The sequence below is a fragment of the Pseudomonas sp. LG1D9 genome, assembly GCF_002949995.1.
GTDB lineage: Bacteria > Pseudomonadota > Gammaproteobacteria > Pseudomonadales > Pseudomonadaceae > Aquipseudomonas > Aquipseudomonas proteolytica.
Genome location: NZ_CP026881.1, coordinates 1,988,780 through 2,004,174 on the forward strand (window position 1 = coordinate 1,988,780; position 15,395 = coordinate 2,004,174).

The window sequence follows — 15,395 nt, forward strand, 5'->3', positions numbered from 1 at the left end:
CTCAGCGGAAATTGCGCTGCTCGCGAATGATCGTGTAGGCACTATGCAGTTCCCGCGTACGTTCCGTGGCCTCGCGTACCTGCGCGGGGCTGGCGCCGCTGCCGGCAATCTTGTCCGGGTGATGACGGCTGAGCAGCCGTCGATAGGCACGCTTGATGACCGCCGGCTCAGTAGTCGCGCTGACCCCGAGAATCCGAAGCGCATCCTGGTAAGTGCCGCCGCGAGTGGCCAAGGGTTTACGCTCCGGCTCGTAATCATGGGCCAGTGCCTGGATCTGTTGTGGCGTCCACCCCAGCCATTTGCCCCATAGCGCGATCAGGTCGCGCTCGGCGAGGCTGGCCTTGCCGTCAGCCCAGACCATGCGCCAGCAAGCACGCAGCACACCTTCGGCCGCATGGGGCTGGGACTTGAGCACACGCAGGTAACTGCGCACACGATCGGTCCCCGACTTGCCCCGATTGAACGCCGCGATCGCCCGGCGCTGCGCCGGCTCGGTCATATCCAGCGAGCGCATCTCCACCCGCGCCTGCTGGATATGCCCGTCCACCACCCGCCCGTTGCTCTTGGCCAGGCGGCCGAGCAACACAAACAGCAATTCGTCATTGCGTAGCGCCGGTCGGCCACCCAGGCGCTCGCGCAGATGCGCCCAACTGCGCAATTGCAGGCGCCGATCCAGCGCCTGGCCCAATAGCGCGCCCAACATGGCCCCCGGAATACTGGCGATGGCAAACCCCGCCCCGGCTCCGATCAGAGTCCCTGGCCACAGCATCTTACTGGCCCACGGTCAGCAGACTTTCAACCTGCGCCAGGCGCTCCAGCGTACCGACGTCAATCCAGCGTCCATCCATGTGTTCCCCCGAAACCAAGCCTTGAGCCATCGCCGTGCGCAACAAGGGCGCCAGCTTGAAGGCACCGGCGCTGCAACCCGCGAACAGCTTGGGATGCAGCAGCGAAATGCCACTGAAGGTCAGGTTATCGGCATCGGGCGCGGCATCATGAAGCAAACCGTCCTTGATATAGAAATCGCCACCAGTGGGGTGATGAGGCGGGTTGTCGACCATCACCAAGTGCGCGAGGCCGCTCAAGGGCTGCTTGAGGCGGGCGAAGTCGTAGTCGGTCCAGATATCGCCATTGACCACCAGGAACGGCTGGTCCCCCAGCAGGGGCAGGGCCTGGAAAATCCCGCCGCCGGTTTCCAGCGGTTCGCCTTCGGGCGAATACTGGATGCGCACGCCGTATTGAGCGCCATTGCCCAGGTAACTCTCGATTTGCTGGCCCAGCCAGGCATGGTTGATGACGATTTCGGTGAATCCGGCTTTCGCCAGCGCCTCCAGGTGATACTCGATCAGGCGCTTGCCACCGGCCTGGACCAGTGGCTTGGGGGTGTGCAGGGTAAGCGGACGCATCCGCTCGCCCTTGCCGGCCGCCAGGATCATGGCCTTCATACGTGGGCCTCGACCGGTTGCCGCAGGCTGGACAGCAACTCGCCCAGGTCGGCCAGTTCCGGGCGATCAGCCAGCACCGCGTCTATATAGGCAAAGAAGCGCGGCACGTCCGCCAGGTAGCGCGGCTTGCCGTCACGGTGGCAGATACGCGCGAAGATCCCGATGACCTTGAGGTGACGCTGCACCCCCATCAAGTCGCTGGCACGCAGGAAGTCTTCAACATCCGCCTGTACCGGGATGCCCAACTGGCCAGCACGTTCCCAGTAACCACGCTGCCATTCACGCACCCGCGCTTGGGGCCAACTGAGGAAGGCGTCCTTGAACAGGCAGGTAATGTCGTAGGTCACGGGGCCGTAGACCGCATCCTGGAAGTCCAGCACGCCAGGGTTCGGCACGCTGATCATCAGGTTGCGCGGCATATAGTCGCGATGCACCAGGACCTTGGGCTGGGCCAGGGCGCTCTCGATCAGCAATTGGCTGACCCGCTGCCATAACGCCGCCTGTTGCTCATCGAACTCAATGCCCAGGTGCCGGCGCACGTACCATTCGGGGAACAACTCCAACTCCCGGCGCAACAACGGCACGTCGTAGCTGGGCAACCCGGCGTCCATCGGCAATTGCTGGAAAGCCAGCAACGCGTCGATGGCCTCGGCAAATAATTGGTCGGCATTTTCACCGTCAATCACATCCAGGTAGGTGTTTTTGCCCAGGTCATTGAGCAAAAGAAAGCCTTGGGACAGATCTTCGGCATAAATTTGTGGAACATTTATTCCCGATTTGGCCAACATTCGTGCGATATCGACGAAAGGTTTGCAGTTTTCCTGGGGGGGTGGGGCATCCATCACGACGAATGTGCGACCTTCGCCTTCCCAACGGAAGTACCGTCTGAAACTCGCGTCGCTGCTGGCCGCAGTCAATGTAGCCGGGGGGACGGGCCCCCAACCCTGGGCATGGAAAAGCTCGGGTAACTGCTGATCAAGCCAGACTTTCAGGTGTTGCAAACGTAGATCTTGGTCGGGCATTACAAGGGTCTCCGACGGCGCTAGCCGTCAAGCGGGTCATGCTTTATTATCACGCATCTTTTTCAGACCATCGAGAGGCGTGCGGCCCACACCGCGGGCAGATGGCACGCAGGAAGCCCGGACTAATAAGATGGCATTGAAATCCCCCGCGTTTCGTAGAAAATTTCCGTTGCTGGTAACCGGCAGTCTGCTGGCCATGCAACCTTTCGCCACCTCATTCGTGGTCGCCGCGGAACAGTATGACTGCTCAGTCTCTGCTTCGGGTGCCTGGGATTGCGCGCCGAAAGCCAGCGCAGCCCCTTTGCCACCGCGTCCGGTGCATGACGGCAGTGCCGTCAGCTCGGCCAACGGCACGCCGCAAGGCGAAGCTGCTGGTACCGAAGCCGTGCCGCAGACCACGCTGGTCACCGAATCCAAGGGCCGTGGCCTGCGCTCGCGCAGCGCCGACTACAGCCACCTGGACTGGGTCCCTCGCGAGAAACTCACCGCCGCGCAACTGGCCGAAACCGGTCCTTATTGCGCCGGTGCGTACATCGAGCCGATCCGTCCTGGCATGAACGACAAGACGGACAAGAGCGACGCGCCGACCTTCATCGGTGCCAAAGCCTCTCGTTACGAGCAGGAAACCCAAGTCGCAACCCTGGCCGGTGACGTAGTCATGCGCCAGGGCAGCATGCAGGTCGAGGCCCAAGAGGCCAGCCTGTACCAGGCCGAGAACCGTGGCGAGCTGAACGGCAACGTGCGTATGCGCGATAACGGCGCGCTGATCGTCGGCGACCACGCCCAGGTCCAGCTGGACACCGGTGCGGCCCAGATCGACAACGCCGAATACGTGATGCACAAATCGCGCATCCGCGGTAACGCGCTGTACGCCAAGCGTGCCGAAAACGCGATCATCCGCCTCAAGGATGGTACGTACACCACCTGCGAACCAGACAGCAATGCCTGGCAACTGCGTGGCAACAACATCACGTTGAACCCGGCCACCGGCTTCGGTACGGCGACCAACGCGACGTTGCGGGTCAAGAACATCCCGATCCTGTACACCCCGTACATCTACTTCCCGATTGACGATCGTCGTCAATCCGGCTTCCTGCCGCCGAGCTTCAGCTCGGGTGGGGAAAGCGGCTTTACCCTGGTAACGCCTTACTACTTCAACCTGGCGCCGAACTACGATGCCACGTTGTACCCGCAATACATGACCAAGCGCGGCATGTTGATGGAAGGCGAGTTCCGCTACCTCACCAAGTCCAGCGAAGGTCAGTTCGGCGGCGCGTATCTGAACGATGACAGCGACGAACGGAAGAAACAGAGCGACTACAACAAAACCCGCTACATGCTCAATTGGCAACACAAGGGCGGGTTGGATTCGCGGCTGTTGACTGAGATCGACTACACCAAGATCAGCGACCCGTTCTACTTCCAGGATTTGAAGTCCAATCAGATCGGCGTTGAATCTCGTGAATTCGTTAACCAGCAAGGTGCCGCTAGCTACCGTGGCGATACCTATACGGCTCAACTGAATCTTCAAGCCTACGAACTGGCGACGATCTCGCAGATCACTCCATACAACCGGTTGCCGCAGTTAACCATCAATGGTGCACTGCCTTACCGTCCTGGCGGGCTGTACTTTGCTTATGACGCCGAGGCCGTCCGGTTTGATCGGGATCTGAGGACTGGCAATATCTTCAATAAAGACGGAGGCCCGTTCCCTGACGGCGAACGCCGTCTGGATACATATGTAACTGGGTTGACCCGTGCCAACGGCACTCGATTGAACGTAGCACCAAGCATTTCGCTACCGATGACCTCGAGTTACGGCTTCATCACGCCAAAGCTCAAATACGCCTATACCAAGTATGACCTGGACCTTGACGGCACTGGCAAGGCCGATATGGCTCGCGCGGGCCAGGACTTCAAGAGTTCTCAAGATCGCTCCATTCCGATCGCCAGTGTCGATAGCGGGCTGTTTTTCGACCGCAGCACCCAATGGTTTGGCAAGGACTACACCCAAACCCTGGAGCCGCGCCTGTTCTATCTCTATGTTCCAGAGAAAGACCAGTCCGATATCCCGGTGTTCGATAGCAGCGAAACCACGTTCAACTACAACTCGCTGTTCCGCGACAACCGCTTCTCGGGCACTGACCGGATCGGTGACGAAAACAAACTGTCGCTGGGCCTGACCAGCCGCTGGATCGAAGACAACGGCTTTGAGCGTCAGCGTGTCGCCATCGGCCAAGCGTTGTACTTCAAGGACCGTGAGGTTCAACTGCCTGGCATCGTGGCTGCCGATCGCGCCGACTCCCGGTCGGACGTCTCGCCAATCGCCCTGGACTACGAGTTCCGCTTCAACCGCGACTGGCGCGCGACCGCCGACTACAACTGGGACACCGAGGAGCACTCCGCACGCTCCGGCAGCGCGATGTTCCACTACCAGCCGGAAGACAACCTGAACAAGGTGATCAACGTCGGTTATCGCTATCGCAATGACCAGGTGGTCTACAACCAACTGACTGGTAAATGGCAGTTTGGCGGCGACTACGGGACAGCAGGGCAACCGAACTTCGTGAAGGATTACTACAAAATCCAGCAACACGACTTCTCGATGATGTGGCCGATCGTTCCACAGTGGAACCTGATCACCCGCTGGCAGTATGACTATGCACGCAACCGTACCCTGGAAGCCTTCGGTGGTTTCGAGTACGACAACTGCTGCTGGAAACTGCGTGTGATCAACCGTTATTGGGTTTCCAACGACGAATACACCCAGATCGCCCCACAGAACGAAAAAGGCGACCACGGGCTCTTCCTCCAAATCGTCCTCAAGGGACTCGGCGGCCTGACTGGCGCCAAGGTAGAGAGCTTCCTCGACAAAGGCATCCAAGGTTATCGTGAACGTGAAGATCAAGCTTTCTGATTGTCTGCGCCCGCTGATGCTGGGCGCGTTGTTCCTGGGTACTGCAGCGGCGCACGCTGCAGTGCAACCGTTGGACAAAGTAGTGGCCATCGTCGATAACGACGTGATCATGCAGAGCCAACTCGACCAACGGGTCAAGGAAGTTCAGCAAACCATCGCCAAGCGTGGCGGTGGCGTGCCGCCGACCAGCGTCCTGGACCAACAGGTGCTGGAACGCCTGATCGTCGAAAACCTGCAACTGCAGATTGGCGACCGCTCCGGCATCCGCATCACCGACGAAGAGCTGAACCAGGCCGTCGGCACCATCGCTCAACGCAACAACATGAGCATTGATCAGTTCCGTGCAGCCCTGGCTCGTGACGGCCTCTCCTATGAGGACGCCCGTGACCAGATCCGCCGCGAAATGATCATCAGCCGTGTGCGCCAGCGCCGTGTGGCCGAACGCGTGCAGGTCTCTGAGCAGGAAGTGAAGAACTTCCTGGCCTCGGACCTGGGCAAGATGCAGCTCTCCGAAGAACTGCACCTGGCCAATATCCTGATCCCGACGCCAGACAGCGCCAACGCCGAGCAACTCAATGCCGCAGCGGCCAAGACCCAGGCGATCTACGACCGCCTCAAGGCCGGTGCTGACTTTGCCCAGATGGCCATTGCCCAGTCCGGCAGCGATAACGCCCTCGAAGGCGGTGATATGGGCTGGCGTAAAGCTGCTCAATTGCCACCACCGTTTGACCGTGAGCTGAGCGCCATGGAAGTGGGTGGCATCACCCAACCTGCGCGTACGCCGGGTGGTTTCATCATTCTGAAATTGCTGGAGCGTCGCGGCGGTGAGGCTTCGTTGAAAGACGAAGTGCATGTCCGCCACATCCTGGTCAAGCCAAGCGAGATTCGCACCGAGGCTCAAACCAAGGAACTGGCGCAAAAGATCTATGAGCGCATCGAAGGCGGTGAAGACTTCGCCACCTTGGCCAAAAGCTTCTCGGAAGACCCGGGTTCTGCCCTCAACGGCGGCGACCTTAACTGGATCGACCCACGTGCCCTGGTGCCCGAGTTCCAGCAGGTCATGAACGATACGCCGCAAGGCGTGCTGTCCAAGCCGTTCAAGACCCAATATGGCTGGCACGTCCTGGAAGTCCTTGGCCGCCGCGCCACCGACAACACCACCCAGGCCCGTGAGCAACAAGCGCTGACCGTACTGCGTAACCGCAAGTACGACGAAGAGCTGCAAACCTGGTTGCGTCAGATCCGTGACGAAGCCTACGTGGAAAACAAGCTTCCTGGCGCCGACACAACAGGCACCGACCAGGCAGCCCAGTGAAACCCCAGCGTTTCGCATTGACACCCGGCGAGCCGGCCGGCATAGGTCCAGACCTGTGCCTGCTGCTCGCCTCGCAAGCTCAGCCCCACCCCCTGATTGCCATTACCAGCCGCGACCTGCTCCTTGAGCGGGCCGCGCAGTTGGGCGTGGCTGTCAACCTGCTGGACGCCGCACCGGGCAACTGGCCCAACCTGCCGGCACCCGCGGGCAGCCTGTATGTGTGGGATACCCCGCTGCAAGCCAAGGTGATCGCCGGGCATCTGGACAAGGCCAATGCGGCCTTTGTGCTGGAGACCCTGACCCGTGCCGGGCAAGGCTGCATCGACGGCGACTTCGCCGGGATGATCACAGCGCCGGTGCATAAAGGCGTGATCAACGAAGCCGGCATCGCCTTTTCCGGTCACACGGAGTTTCTTGCCGAGCTGACCCACACCGAACAAGTGGTGATGATGCTGGCAACCCGCGGCCTGCGCGTGGCACTGGTGACCACTCACCTGCCCTTGCGCCAGATTGCCGATGCCATCACCCCTGAACGCCTGGAGCGCGTAACGCGCATCCTGCACGCTGACTTGCAACACAAGTTCGGCATCGCCCAGCCACGGATCCTGGTGTGCGGCCTCAACCCCCACGCGGGTGAAGGCGGCCACCTGGGCCATGAAGAAATCGACATCATCGAACCAACCCTGGAGCGTCTGCGCCAAGAAGGCATGGACCTGCGTGGCCCACTGCCTGCGGACACTCTGTTTACCCCCAAATATCTGGAGCACTGCGACGCAGTGCTGGCGATGTACCATGACCAGGGGCTGCCCGTGCTGAAATACAAAGGTTTCGGCGCCGCAGTCAACGTGACACTGGGCCTGCCGATCATCCGCACCTCCGTCGACCATGGCACCGCCCTGGACCTGGCGGGCAGCGGCAAGATCGATACCGGCAGCCTGCACGTGGCCCTGGAAACCGCCTATCAGATGGCCGAGACCCGTATATGACCGAGCATTACCAACACCGGGCGCGCAAGCGCTTCGGGCAAAACTTCCTGCACGATGCTGGCGTTATCGACCGTATCCTGCGCTCCATCCATGCCAAGCCCGAAGACCGCCTGCTGGAAATCGGCCCGGGCCAGGGCGCACTCACCCAGGGCCTGCTCAATAGTGGCGGCCAGCTGGATGTGATTGAGCTGGACAAGGACCTGGTTCCGATCCTCAACCAGCAGTTTGCCGGCAAGTCCAACTTCAACCTGCACCAAGGCGACGCGTTGAAGTTCGACTTCAACAGCCTCAATGCCGCCCCCCACAGCCTGCGGGTGGTCGGCAACCTGCCATACAACATCTCCACGCCGCTGATCTTCCACCTGCTGAACAACGCCGGGATCATCCGCGACATGCATTTCATGTTGCAGAAAGAAGTGGTCGAACGTCTCGCGGCCGGTCCTGGCGGCGGTGATTGGGGTCGTCTGTCGATCATGGTTCAGTACCACTGCCGGGTCGAGCACCTGTTCAATGTGGGGCCGGGCGCGTTCAATCCACCGCCAAAAGTTGATTCGGCGATTGTGCGCCTGGTACCACACGCCGTGCTGCCGCATCCGGCCAAGGATCATCGCCTGCTGGAGCGTGTGGTGCGCGAAGCGTTCAACCAGCGGCGCAAGACCTTGCGCAATACGCTCAAGGCGCTGCTGAGCAACGCCGAGATCGAAGCTGCCGGTGTTGACGGCAGCCTGCGCCCGGAGCAGTTGGACCTGGCCGCGTTCGTACGCTTGGCCGACCAGCTAGCGATTCAGCCGGCACCCACTGCCGACTGACCCAGCGCCATCGCCGGCAAGCCGGCTCCTACAAGGGTGGACACCCGGTCAGACAGCATGTCTGGCCTAGTGCCCACCTCATGGCCTAGACTGATCCGCATCTGCTGTCCTCCGCTTTTGCTCTTAAGGCCTCTTGCATGTCCGATCCTCGCTATCAGATCGACGTCAGCGTCGTCACCCGCTTCCTGGCGGAACAATCGCAACCCGAACAGAACCGCTACGCCTTTGCCTACACCGTCACGGTGAAGAACAACGGCCAAGTGCCCGCCAAGCTGCTGTCGCGTCATTGGGTGATCACCGACGGTGACGGCCATGTCGAAGAAGTGCGCGGTGCCGGCGTCATCGGCCAACAGCCACTGATCGACAGCGGCGCCAGCCACACCTACAGCAGCGGCACCGTGATGACCTCCAAGGTCGGCACGATGCAGGGCAGCTACCAGATGCTGGCCGAAGACGGCGAACATTTCGACGCCATCATTGCCCCCTTCCGCCTGGCGGTGCCGGGAGCCCTGCACTGATGGCAGCCTATGCTGTCGGCGACCTGCAAGGTTGCCTGGAGCCGCTTAAATGCCTGCTTGAACGCGTAGCCTTCGACCCGGCCGAAGATCGGCTGTGGCTGGTGGGCGACTTGGTCAACCGTGGGCCGCAATCCCTGGAGACCCTGCGCTACCTGTATCGCCTGCGCGATTCCCTGGTCTGCGTGCTGGGCAACCACGACCTGCACTTACTGGCGGCCGGCAATAACATCGAGCGTCTGAAAAAGGGCGACACCCTGCGGGAAATCCTCGAGGCCCCGGATCGCGCCGAACTGCTCGACTGGCTGCGCAGGCAAAAGCTCGTCCATTACGATGAAAGCCGTAATACCGCCCTGGTGCATGCTGGCATCCCGCCGCAGTGGACCCTGAAAAAAGCCCTCAAATGTGCCGCCGAAGTCGAAACCGTCCTGGCCGATGACACCCTGTTCGCCACCTATCTGGACGGCATGTACGGCAATGAGCCGGTGAAGTGGGATAACGACCTGACCGGCATCACCCGCCTGCGGGTCATTACCAACTACTTCACGCGCATGCGCTTCTGCACCGCCGAAGGCAAACTCGACCTCAAGAGCAAGGAAGGCGCCGAAACCGCCCTGCCCGGCTACAAACCCTGGTTCGCCCACAAGGAGCGCAAGACCCGCGACACGAAGATCATCTTCGGTCACTGGGCCGCCCTTGAAGGCCATTGCGACGAGCCCGGCGTCTTCGCCCTCGACACCGGTTGTGTATGGGGCGGGGCCATGACCTTGATGAACATCGACACCGGCGAGCGCCTGAGCTGCCAGTGTGAATCTCCCCTTCCCGTAACACAGCCGGCTGCCGCCAAGCGCTAGACGCCGCTTGCCGCCCGCCCAAGGAGCCCGCCATGACCGAATTCAAACGCATCCCCCCCGAACAAGCCCAGGCCCTGCGCGAGCAGGGCGCCGTGGTGGTGGATATCCGTGACCAGCCTACTTACGCTGCTGCCCACATCACCGGGGCCAAGCATTTGGACAACGTCAATATCGCCGACTTCATCCGCGCAGCCGACCTCGACGCGCCGCTGATAGTGGCCTGCTATCACGGTAACTCCAGCCAGAGCGCTGCCGCCTATCTGGTCAGCCAGGGCTTCTCCGATGTCTACAGCCTGGACGGTGGCTTTGAGCTATGGCGTGCGACGTATCCTGCGGAAATTGTCACAGGCGATTCGCAATAATTTTTTTCAAACCCCGCTACCCCGCGTGACGCTTGGGCTTGCGCCGATTCTGACGAACGGTGCGCCCAAACTAATTCGGCATCTCGCCTTGACCTCCCGGATTCCCAACTATCATTAAGCGCAGGCCATCCAAAACAGGGGAGAGCCGGTACACCGGCGTGCGGGTCATCGGTAGCGTTTCAGGGTGTTCTGGGGGGAAATGGCCACGGCAAGCGCCACTGGCTGCCAGCATCGACTGATTGATCCGGCGTCGGCTCCACGTATCGAGCGAGGTGACGACGTCATGAGTATTTTTAGCCACTTCCAACAACGCTTCGAGTCCACACAGCAGGAAGAGCTCACGCTGCAAGAGTATCTTGAGCTGTGCAAAAAGGACCGCAGCACCTACGCGTCTGCCGCCGAACGCCTGCTACTGGCGATTGGCGAGCCGGAGCTGGTAGACACCTCCAACAATTCGCGACTGTCGCGAATATTTTCCAACAAGGTGATCCGCCGCTACCCGGCCTTTGAAGACTTCCATGGCATGGAAGAATGCATCGACCAGATCGTCTCCTACTTCCGCCATGCCGCCCAAGGCCTGGAAGAGAAGAAACAGATCCTCTACCTGCTCGGCCCGGTGGGCGGCGGTAAATCTTCCCTGGCCGAAAAACTCAAGCAACTGATCGAAAAGGTGCCTTTCTACGCGATCAAGGGCTCCCCGGTGTTCGAGTCGCCCCTGGGCCTGTTCAACGCCACGGAAGATGGCGCGATCCTCGAGGAAGACTTCGGCATCCCGCGCCGCTATCTCAATACCATCATGTCGCCCTGGGCCACCAAGCGCCTGGCCGAGTTTGGCGGCGATATCAGCCAGTTCCGGGTGGTCAAACTCTATCCGTCGATCCTCAACCAGATCGGCGTGGCCAAGACCGAACCAGGGGATGAAAACAACCAGGACATTTCGGCGCTGGTGGGCAAGGTCGATATCCGCAAGCTGGAAGAATTCCCGCAGAACGACGCCGATGCCTACAGCTACTCAGGCGCACTGTGCCGGGCCAACCAGGGCCTGATGGAGTTCGTGGAGATGTTCAAGGCGCCGATCAAGGTGCTGCACCCACTGCTCACCGCGACCCAGGAAGGCAACTACAACAGTACCGAAGGCCTGGGGGCGATTCCGTTCACCGGTATCCTGCTGGCCCACTCCAACGAATCGGAATGGCACACCTTCCGCAACAACAAGAACAACGAAGCTTTCATCGATCGGATCTATATCGTCAAGGTGCCGTACTGCCTGCGGGTCAGCGATGAAATCAAGATCTACGACAAGTTGCTGTTCAACAGCTCCCTGGCCAAGGCCCATTGCGCGCCAGACACCCTGAAGATGCTCGCCCAGTTCACCGTGCTGTCGCGCCTCAAGGAGCCGGAAAACTCGAATATCTACTCGAAAATGCGCGTCTACGACGGGGAAAACCTCAAGGACACCGACCCCAAGGCCAAGTCGATCCAGGAATACCGCGATACGGCGGGCGTGGATGAAGGCATGAACGGCCTGTCGACCCGCTTCGCGTTCAAGATCCTGTCCAAGGTCTTCAACTTCGACCCCCATGAGATCGCTGCCAACCCGGTGCACCTGCTCTATGTACTGGAGCAGCAGATCGAACAGGAGCAATTCCAGGCCGAAACCCGCGAGCGCTACCTGCGCTTCCTCAAGGAGTACCTGGCGCCGCGTTATATCGAATTCATCGGCAAGGAAATCCAGACTGCTTACCTGGAGTCCTACAGCGAATACGGGCAGAACATCTTCGATCGCTATGTGCTTTACGCAGATTTCTGGATCCAGGACCAGGAATACCGTGACCCGGAAACCGGCGAGATCCTTAACCGCGTAGCCCTCAACGAGGAACTGGAGAAGATCGAAAAACCGGCCGGCATCAGCAATCCGAAGGATTTCCGCAACGAAATCGTCAACTTCGTACTGCGCGCCCGGGCCAACAACAACGGCAAGAACCCTACCTGGCTCAGCTACGAGAAGCTGCGGGTGGTCATCGAGAAGAAAATGTTCTCCAACACCGAGGACCTGCTGCCAGTCATCAGCTTCAACGCCAAGGCCAGCAAGGAGGACCAGCAAAAACACAACGACTTCGTCACACGAATGGTCGAGCGTGGCTACACCGACAAACAGGTACGGCTGCTTTCCGAGTGGTACCTGCGGGTTCGCAAATCGCAGTAAGGCAGCGACAGGCGCGCGCTGCCGGGCCCCAGGCCTGGCAGCTGACCGCTTGTCTCTAAGCTTCCAGCTCGCGGCTTGAAGCTTGTAACGTGAAGCTGCCCGGAGGGCTCCCTATGAGCTATGTGATCGACCGACGCCTCAATGGCAAGAACAAGAGCACGGTAAACCGCCAGCGTTTCCTGCGGCGCTACCGTGACCACATCAAAAAGGCCGTCGAAGAGGCGGTGAGTCGTCGTTCCATCACCGATATGGAACACGGCGAGCAGATCAGCATCCCCGGCCGGGATATCGACGAACCGGTGCTGCATCACGGCCGTGGCGGCAAACAGACTGTGGTTCACCCGGGAAACAAGGAATTCACCACCGGCGAGCATATCCAGCGCCCTCAAGGCGGTGGCGGTGGTAAAGGTCCAGGCAAGGCCGGCAATTCCGGCGAAGGCATGGACGAGTTCGTGTTCCAGATTACCCAGGAAGAATTCCTCGAGTTCATGTTCGAAGACCTGGAGCTGCCCAACCTGGTCAAGCGCAACCTGACCGGCACCGACACGTTCAAGACCGTACGCGCGGGCATCAGCAACGAGGGTAACCCCTCACGCATCAATATCATCCGCACCCTGCGCTCGGCCCATGCCCGGCGTATTGCCCTGTCCGGCAGCAGCCGCGCCAAACTCAAGGAGGCCAAGGAAGAGTTGGCGCGCTTGAAGCGCGAAGAACCGGACAACTTCGGCGATATCCAGGAAATCGAGGCAGAAATCGAAAAACTCAGCGCGCGCATTCACCGCGTGCCATTCCTCGATACCTTCGACTTGAAGTACAACCTGTTGGTCAAGCAACCCAACCCCAGTTCCAAGGCAGTGATGTTTTGCCTGATGGACGTTTCCGGCTCGATGACCCAGGCGACCAAGGACATCGCCAAGCGCTTTTTTATCTTGCTGTACCTGTTTCTCAAGCGTAACTACGACAAGATCGACGTGGTGTTTATCCGCCATCACACCAGTGCCCGTGAGGTCGACGAAGAAGAGTTTTTCTATTCACGGGAGACCGGCGGCACCATCGTGTCCAGCGCGCTGAAATTGATGCAGGAAATCATGGCCGAGCGCTACCCGGCCAACGAGTGGAACATCTACGCCGCCCAGGCTTCCGACGGCGACAACTGGAACGACGACTCGCCCATCTGCCGCGACATCCTGGTCAACCAGATCATGCCGTTCGTGCAGTACTACACTTATGTGGAGATTACCCCCCGCGAGCACCAGGCCCTGTGGTTCGAATACGAGCGCATCGGTGAAGCCTTCGCCGATACCTTCGCCCAGCAACAACTGGTCTCGGCCGGCGATATCTATCCGGTCTTCCGTGAACTCTTCCAGCGCAGGTTAGTGACATGACCGCCAAAGAGCATAAGCGCCAACCCATTTCCACGGGGTCCGAATGGACCTTCGAACTGATCCAGGCCTATGACCGGGAAATCAGCCGTATTGCGGCCGGATATGCCCTGGATACCTACCCCAACCAGATCGAAGTGATCACCGCCGAGCAGATGATGGACGCGTATGCCTCGGTGGGCATGCCCCTGGGCTATCACCACTGGTCCTACGGCAAGCACTTCCTCAGCACCGAGAAATCCTACACCCGTGGCCAGATGGGCCTGGCCTACGAGATCGTGATCAATTCCGACCCGTGCATCGCCTACCTGATGGAAGAAAACACCATCTGCATGCAGGCATTGGTAGTTGCCCACGCTTGCTACGGTCACAACAGCTTTTTCAAGGGCAACTATCTGTTCCGTACCTGGACCGACGCCAGTTCGATCATCGACTACCTGGTGTTCGCCAAGCAGTACATCATGCAGTGCGAGGAACGCCACGGGATCGACGCCGTGGAGGATCTGCTGGACTCCTGCCATGCCCTGATGAACTACGGTGTGGACCGCTACAAACGCCCCTACCCTATCTCCGCCGAAGAAGAACGGCTTCGCCAGAAGGATCGTGAAGAGCATTTGCAGAAACAGATCAACGATCTGTGGCGCACCATCCCCAAACGCGCCGACAAGAACAGCGACAAGGACAATGCGCGCTTCCCCGTCGAACCCCAGGAAAACATCCTGTATTTTCTGGAAAAACACGCGCCACTGCTGGAGCCATGGCAACGGGAGATCGTACGGATCGTGCGCAAGATCGCGCAGTACTTCTATCCACAGCGCCAGACCCAGGTGATGAACGAGGGCTGGGCCACGTTCTGGCACTACACGCTGATGAACGACCTCTACGACGAAGGGCTGGTGACCGACGGCTTCATGATGGAGTTCCTCACCTCACACACCAGCGTGGTCTTCCAACCGGGCTTCGACAGCCCCTACTACAGCGGCATCAACCCCTATGCCCTGGGCTTCGCCATGTACCGGGATATCCGACGCATGTGCGAACACCCTACCGAAGAGGACCGCCGCTGGTTCCCGGAGATCGCCGGCAGTGACTGGCTATCAACCATCAAGTTCGCCATGAGCAGCTTCAAGGACGAGAGCTTTATCCTGCAGTACCTGTCGCCCCAAGTGATTCGCGACCTCAAGCTGTTCAGCATCATGGATGACGACCTCAAGGACGACCTGCTGGTACCCGCGATCCACGACGAGGCCGGTTACCGCACGATCCGCGAAACCCTGGCGGCCCAATACAACCTGGGCAACCGCGAACCCAACGTGCAGATCTACAGCATCGATATGCGTGGTGATCGCTCCCTGACCCTGCGTCACCAGCAGCATGATCGCAAACCCCTGGGTGAATCCACGGATGAAGTGCTCAAGCACCTGCACCGGCTGTGGGGGTTCGACATCCATCTGGAGACGCTGCAAGGCGATCAGGTCATGAAGACCCACCATGTTCCGCCGCGCAACGACCACAACGACAACGACTACGGCCGCCTGGACCTGGCCGTGGTTCACCTTTGACGCAGCAATGCCTCCATTGG

Annotated in this window: 13 protein-coding genes; 10 read left to right on the top strand and 3 right to left on the bottom strand. The window is 60.0% G+C overall.

Annotation, left to right across the window (positions count from 1 at the left end; all coding sequences use genetic code 11):
• Nucleotide 1 precedes the first annotated feature (1 nt).
• From C5F71_RS09590 to C5F71_RS09600, 3 genes are read right to left on the bottom strand one after another with little or no spacing between them, the layout of a single operon-like run.
• On the bottom strand, nt 2-769 hold the full coding sequence (locus tag C5F71_RS09590; RefSeq protein ID WP_029296800.1) for a DnaJ domain-containing protein: 768 nt from the start codon (nt 767-769) through the stop codon (nt 2-4).
• A gap of 1 nt (nt 770) precedes the next feature.
• A complete protein-coding gene (murU, locus tag C5F71_RS09595) occupies nt 771-1,445 on the bottom strand; it encodes an N-acetylmuramate alpha-1-phosphate uridylyltransferase MurU (protein WP_092239459.1) in 675 nt (224 codons plus the stop codon).
• On the bottom strand, nt 1,442-2,467 hold the full coding sequence (locus C5F71_RS09600; protein WP_070994517.1) for an aminoglycoside phosphotransferase family protein: 1,026 nt from the start codon (nt 2,465-2,467) through the stop codon (nt 1,442-1,444). Before C5F71_RS09600 ends, murU begins: the two co-directional genes overlap by 4 nt.
• A gap of 130 nt (nt 2,468-2,597) precedes the next feature.
• Here C5F71_RS09600 and C5F71_RS09605 point away from each other — a divergent pair, with 130 nt between their 5' ends.
• The 10 genes from C5F71_RS09605 to C5F71_RS09650 all read left to right on the top strand — a co-directional run bounded on the left by C5F71_RS09605 (nt 2,598) and on the right by C5F71_RS09650 (nt 15,375).
• Entirely contained in the window at nt 2,598-5,384 is a 2,787-nt protein-coding gene (locus C5F71_RS09605) for an LPS-assembly protein LptD (protein WP_092239461.1), read from the top strand.
• Nucleotides 5,365-6,699, top strand: a complete 1,335-nt coding sequence (locus C5F71_RS09610; protein WP_169851218.1) for a peptidylprolyl isomerase — start codon at nt 5,365-5,367, stop codon at nt 6,697-6,699. The genes C5F71_RS09605 and C5F71_RS09610 overlap by 20 nt, the downstream gene beginning before the upstream one ends.
• Nucleotides 6,696-7,685 (top strand): 4-hydroxythreonine-4-phosphate dehydrogenase PdxA, encoded by a 990-nt coding sequence (pdxA, locus tag C5F71_RS09615; RefSeq protein ID WP_104911021.1) that lies wholly within the window; start codon nt 6,696-6,698, stop codon nt 7,683-7,685. Before C5F71_RS09610 ends, pdxA begins: the two co-directional genes overlap by 4 nt.
• The gene (gene rsmA / locus C5F71_RS09620) at nt 7,682-8,494 is read left to right on the top strand and encodes a 16S rRNA (adenine(1518)-N(6)/adenine(1519)-N(6))-dimethyltransferase RsmA (RefSeq protein ID WP_029296812.1); all 813 of its coding nucleotides are present in this window, start codon (nt 7,682-7,684) and stop codon (nt 8,492-8,494) included. Before pdxA ends, rsmA begins: the two co-directional genes overlap by 4 nt.
• A 137-nt stretch (nt 8,495-8,631) precedes the next feature.
• Nucleotides 8,632-9,012 carry a Co2+/Mg2+ efflux protein ApaG gene (apaG, locus tag C5F71_RS09625; RefSeq protein WP_029296814.1) on the top strand — a complete coding sequence of 127 codons (381 nt, stop codon included), beginning with the start codon at nt 8,632-8,634 and terminating at the stop codon, nt 9,010-9,012.
• Entirely contained in the window at nt 9,012-9,863 is an 852-nt protein-coding gene (locus tag C5F71_RS09630; RefSeq protein WP_029296816.1) for a symmetrical bis(5'-nucleosyl)-tetraphosphatase, read from the top strand. Before apaG ends, C5F71_RS09630 begins: the two co-directional genes overlap by 1 nt.
• 32 nt (nt 9,864-9,895) lie before the next feature.
• Complete coding sequence (glpE, locus tag C5F71_RS09635; protein WP_104911022.1) at nt 9,896-10,225, top strand: thiosulfate sulfurtransferase GlpE; 330 nt, start codon at nt 9,896-9,898, stop codon at nt 10,223-10,225.
• Nucleotides 10,226-10,508: 283 nt separating this feature from the next.
• Complete coding sequence (locus C5F71_RS09640) at nt 10,509-12,431, top strand: PrkA family serine protein kinase (RefSeq protein WP_017739508.1); 1,923 nt, start codon at nt 10,509-10,511, stop codon at nt 12,429-12,431.
• A gap of 113 nt (nt 12,432-12,544) precedes the next feature.
• Nucleotides 12,545-13,816 (top strand): YeaH/YhbH family protein, encoded by a 1,272-nt coding sequence (locus C5F71_RS09645; RefSeq protein WP_029296821.1) that lies wholly within the window; start codon nt 12,545-12,547, stop codon nt 13,814-13,816.
• Nucleotides 13,813-15,375 carry a SpoVR family protein gene (locus C5F71_RS09650; protein ID WP_029296823.1) on the top strand — a complete coding sequence of 521 codons (1,563 nt, stop codon included), beginning with the start codon at nt 13,813-13,815 and terminating at the stop codon, nt 15,373-15,375. Before C5F71_RS09645 ends, C5F71_RS09650 begins: the two co-directional genes overlap by 4 nt.
• The last annotated feature ends 20 nt before the right edge of the window (nt 15,376-15,395 follow it).

Excerpts from the sequence above, each read along its gene's own strand:
- C5F71_RS09590 (WP_029296800.1), bottom strand. The coding sequence starts at position 769 with ATGCTGTGGCCAGGGACTCTGATCGGAGCCGGGGCGGGGTTTGCCATC.
- murU (WP_092239459.1), bottom strand. The coding sequence starts at position 1,445 with ATGAAGGCCATGATCCTGGCGGCCGGCAAGGGCGAGCGGATGCGTCCG.
- C5F71_RS09600 (WP_070994517.1), bottom strand. The coding sequence starts at position 2,467 with ATGCCCGACCAAGATCTACGTTTGCAACACCTGAAAGTCTGGCTTGAT.
- C5F71_RS09605 (WP_092239461.1), top strand. The coding sequence starts at position 2,598 with ATGGCATTGAAATCCCCCGCGTTTCGTAGAAAATTTCCGTTGCTGGTA.
- rsmA (WP_029296812.1), top strand. The coding sequence starts at position 7,682 with ATGACCGAGCATTACCAACACCGGGCGCGCAAGCGCTTCGGGCAAAAC.
- apaG (WP_029296814.1), top strand. The coding sequence starts at position 8,632 with ATGTCCGATCCTCGCTATCAGATCGACGTCAGCGTCGTCACCCGCTTC.
- C5F71_RS09630 (WP_029296816.1), top strand. The coding sequence starts at position 9,012 with ATGGCAGCCTATGCTGTCGGCGACCTGCAAGGTTGCCTGGAGCCGCTT.
- glpE (WP_104911022.1), top strand. The coding sequence starts at position 9,896 with ATGACCGAATTCAAACGCATCCCCCCCGAACAAGCCCAGGCCCTGCGC.
- C5F71_RS09640 (WP_017739508.1), top strand. The coding sequence starts at position 10,509 with ATGAGTATTTTTAGCCACTTCCAACAACGCTTCGAGTCCACACAGCAG.
- C5F71_RS09645 (WP_029296821.1), top strand. The coding sequence starts at position 12,545 with ATGAGCTATGTGATCGACCGACGCCTCAATGGCAAGAACAAGAGCACG.
- C5F71_RS09650 (WP_029296823.1), top strand. The coding sequence starts at position 13,813 with ATGACCGCCAAAGAGCATAAGCGCCAACCCATTTCCACGGGGTCCGAA.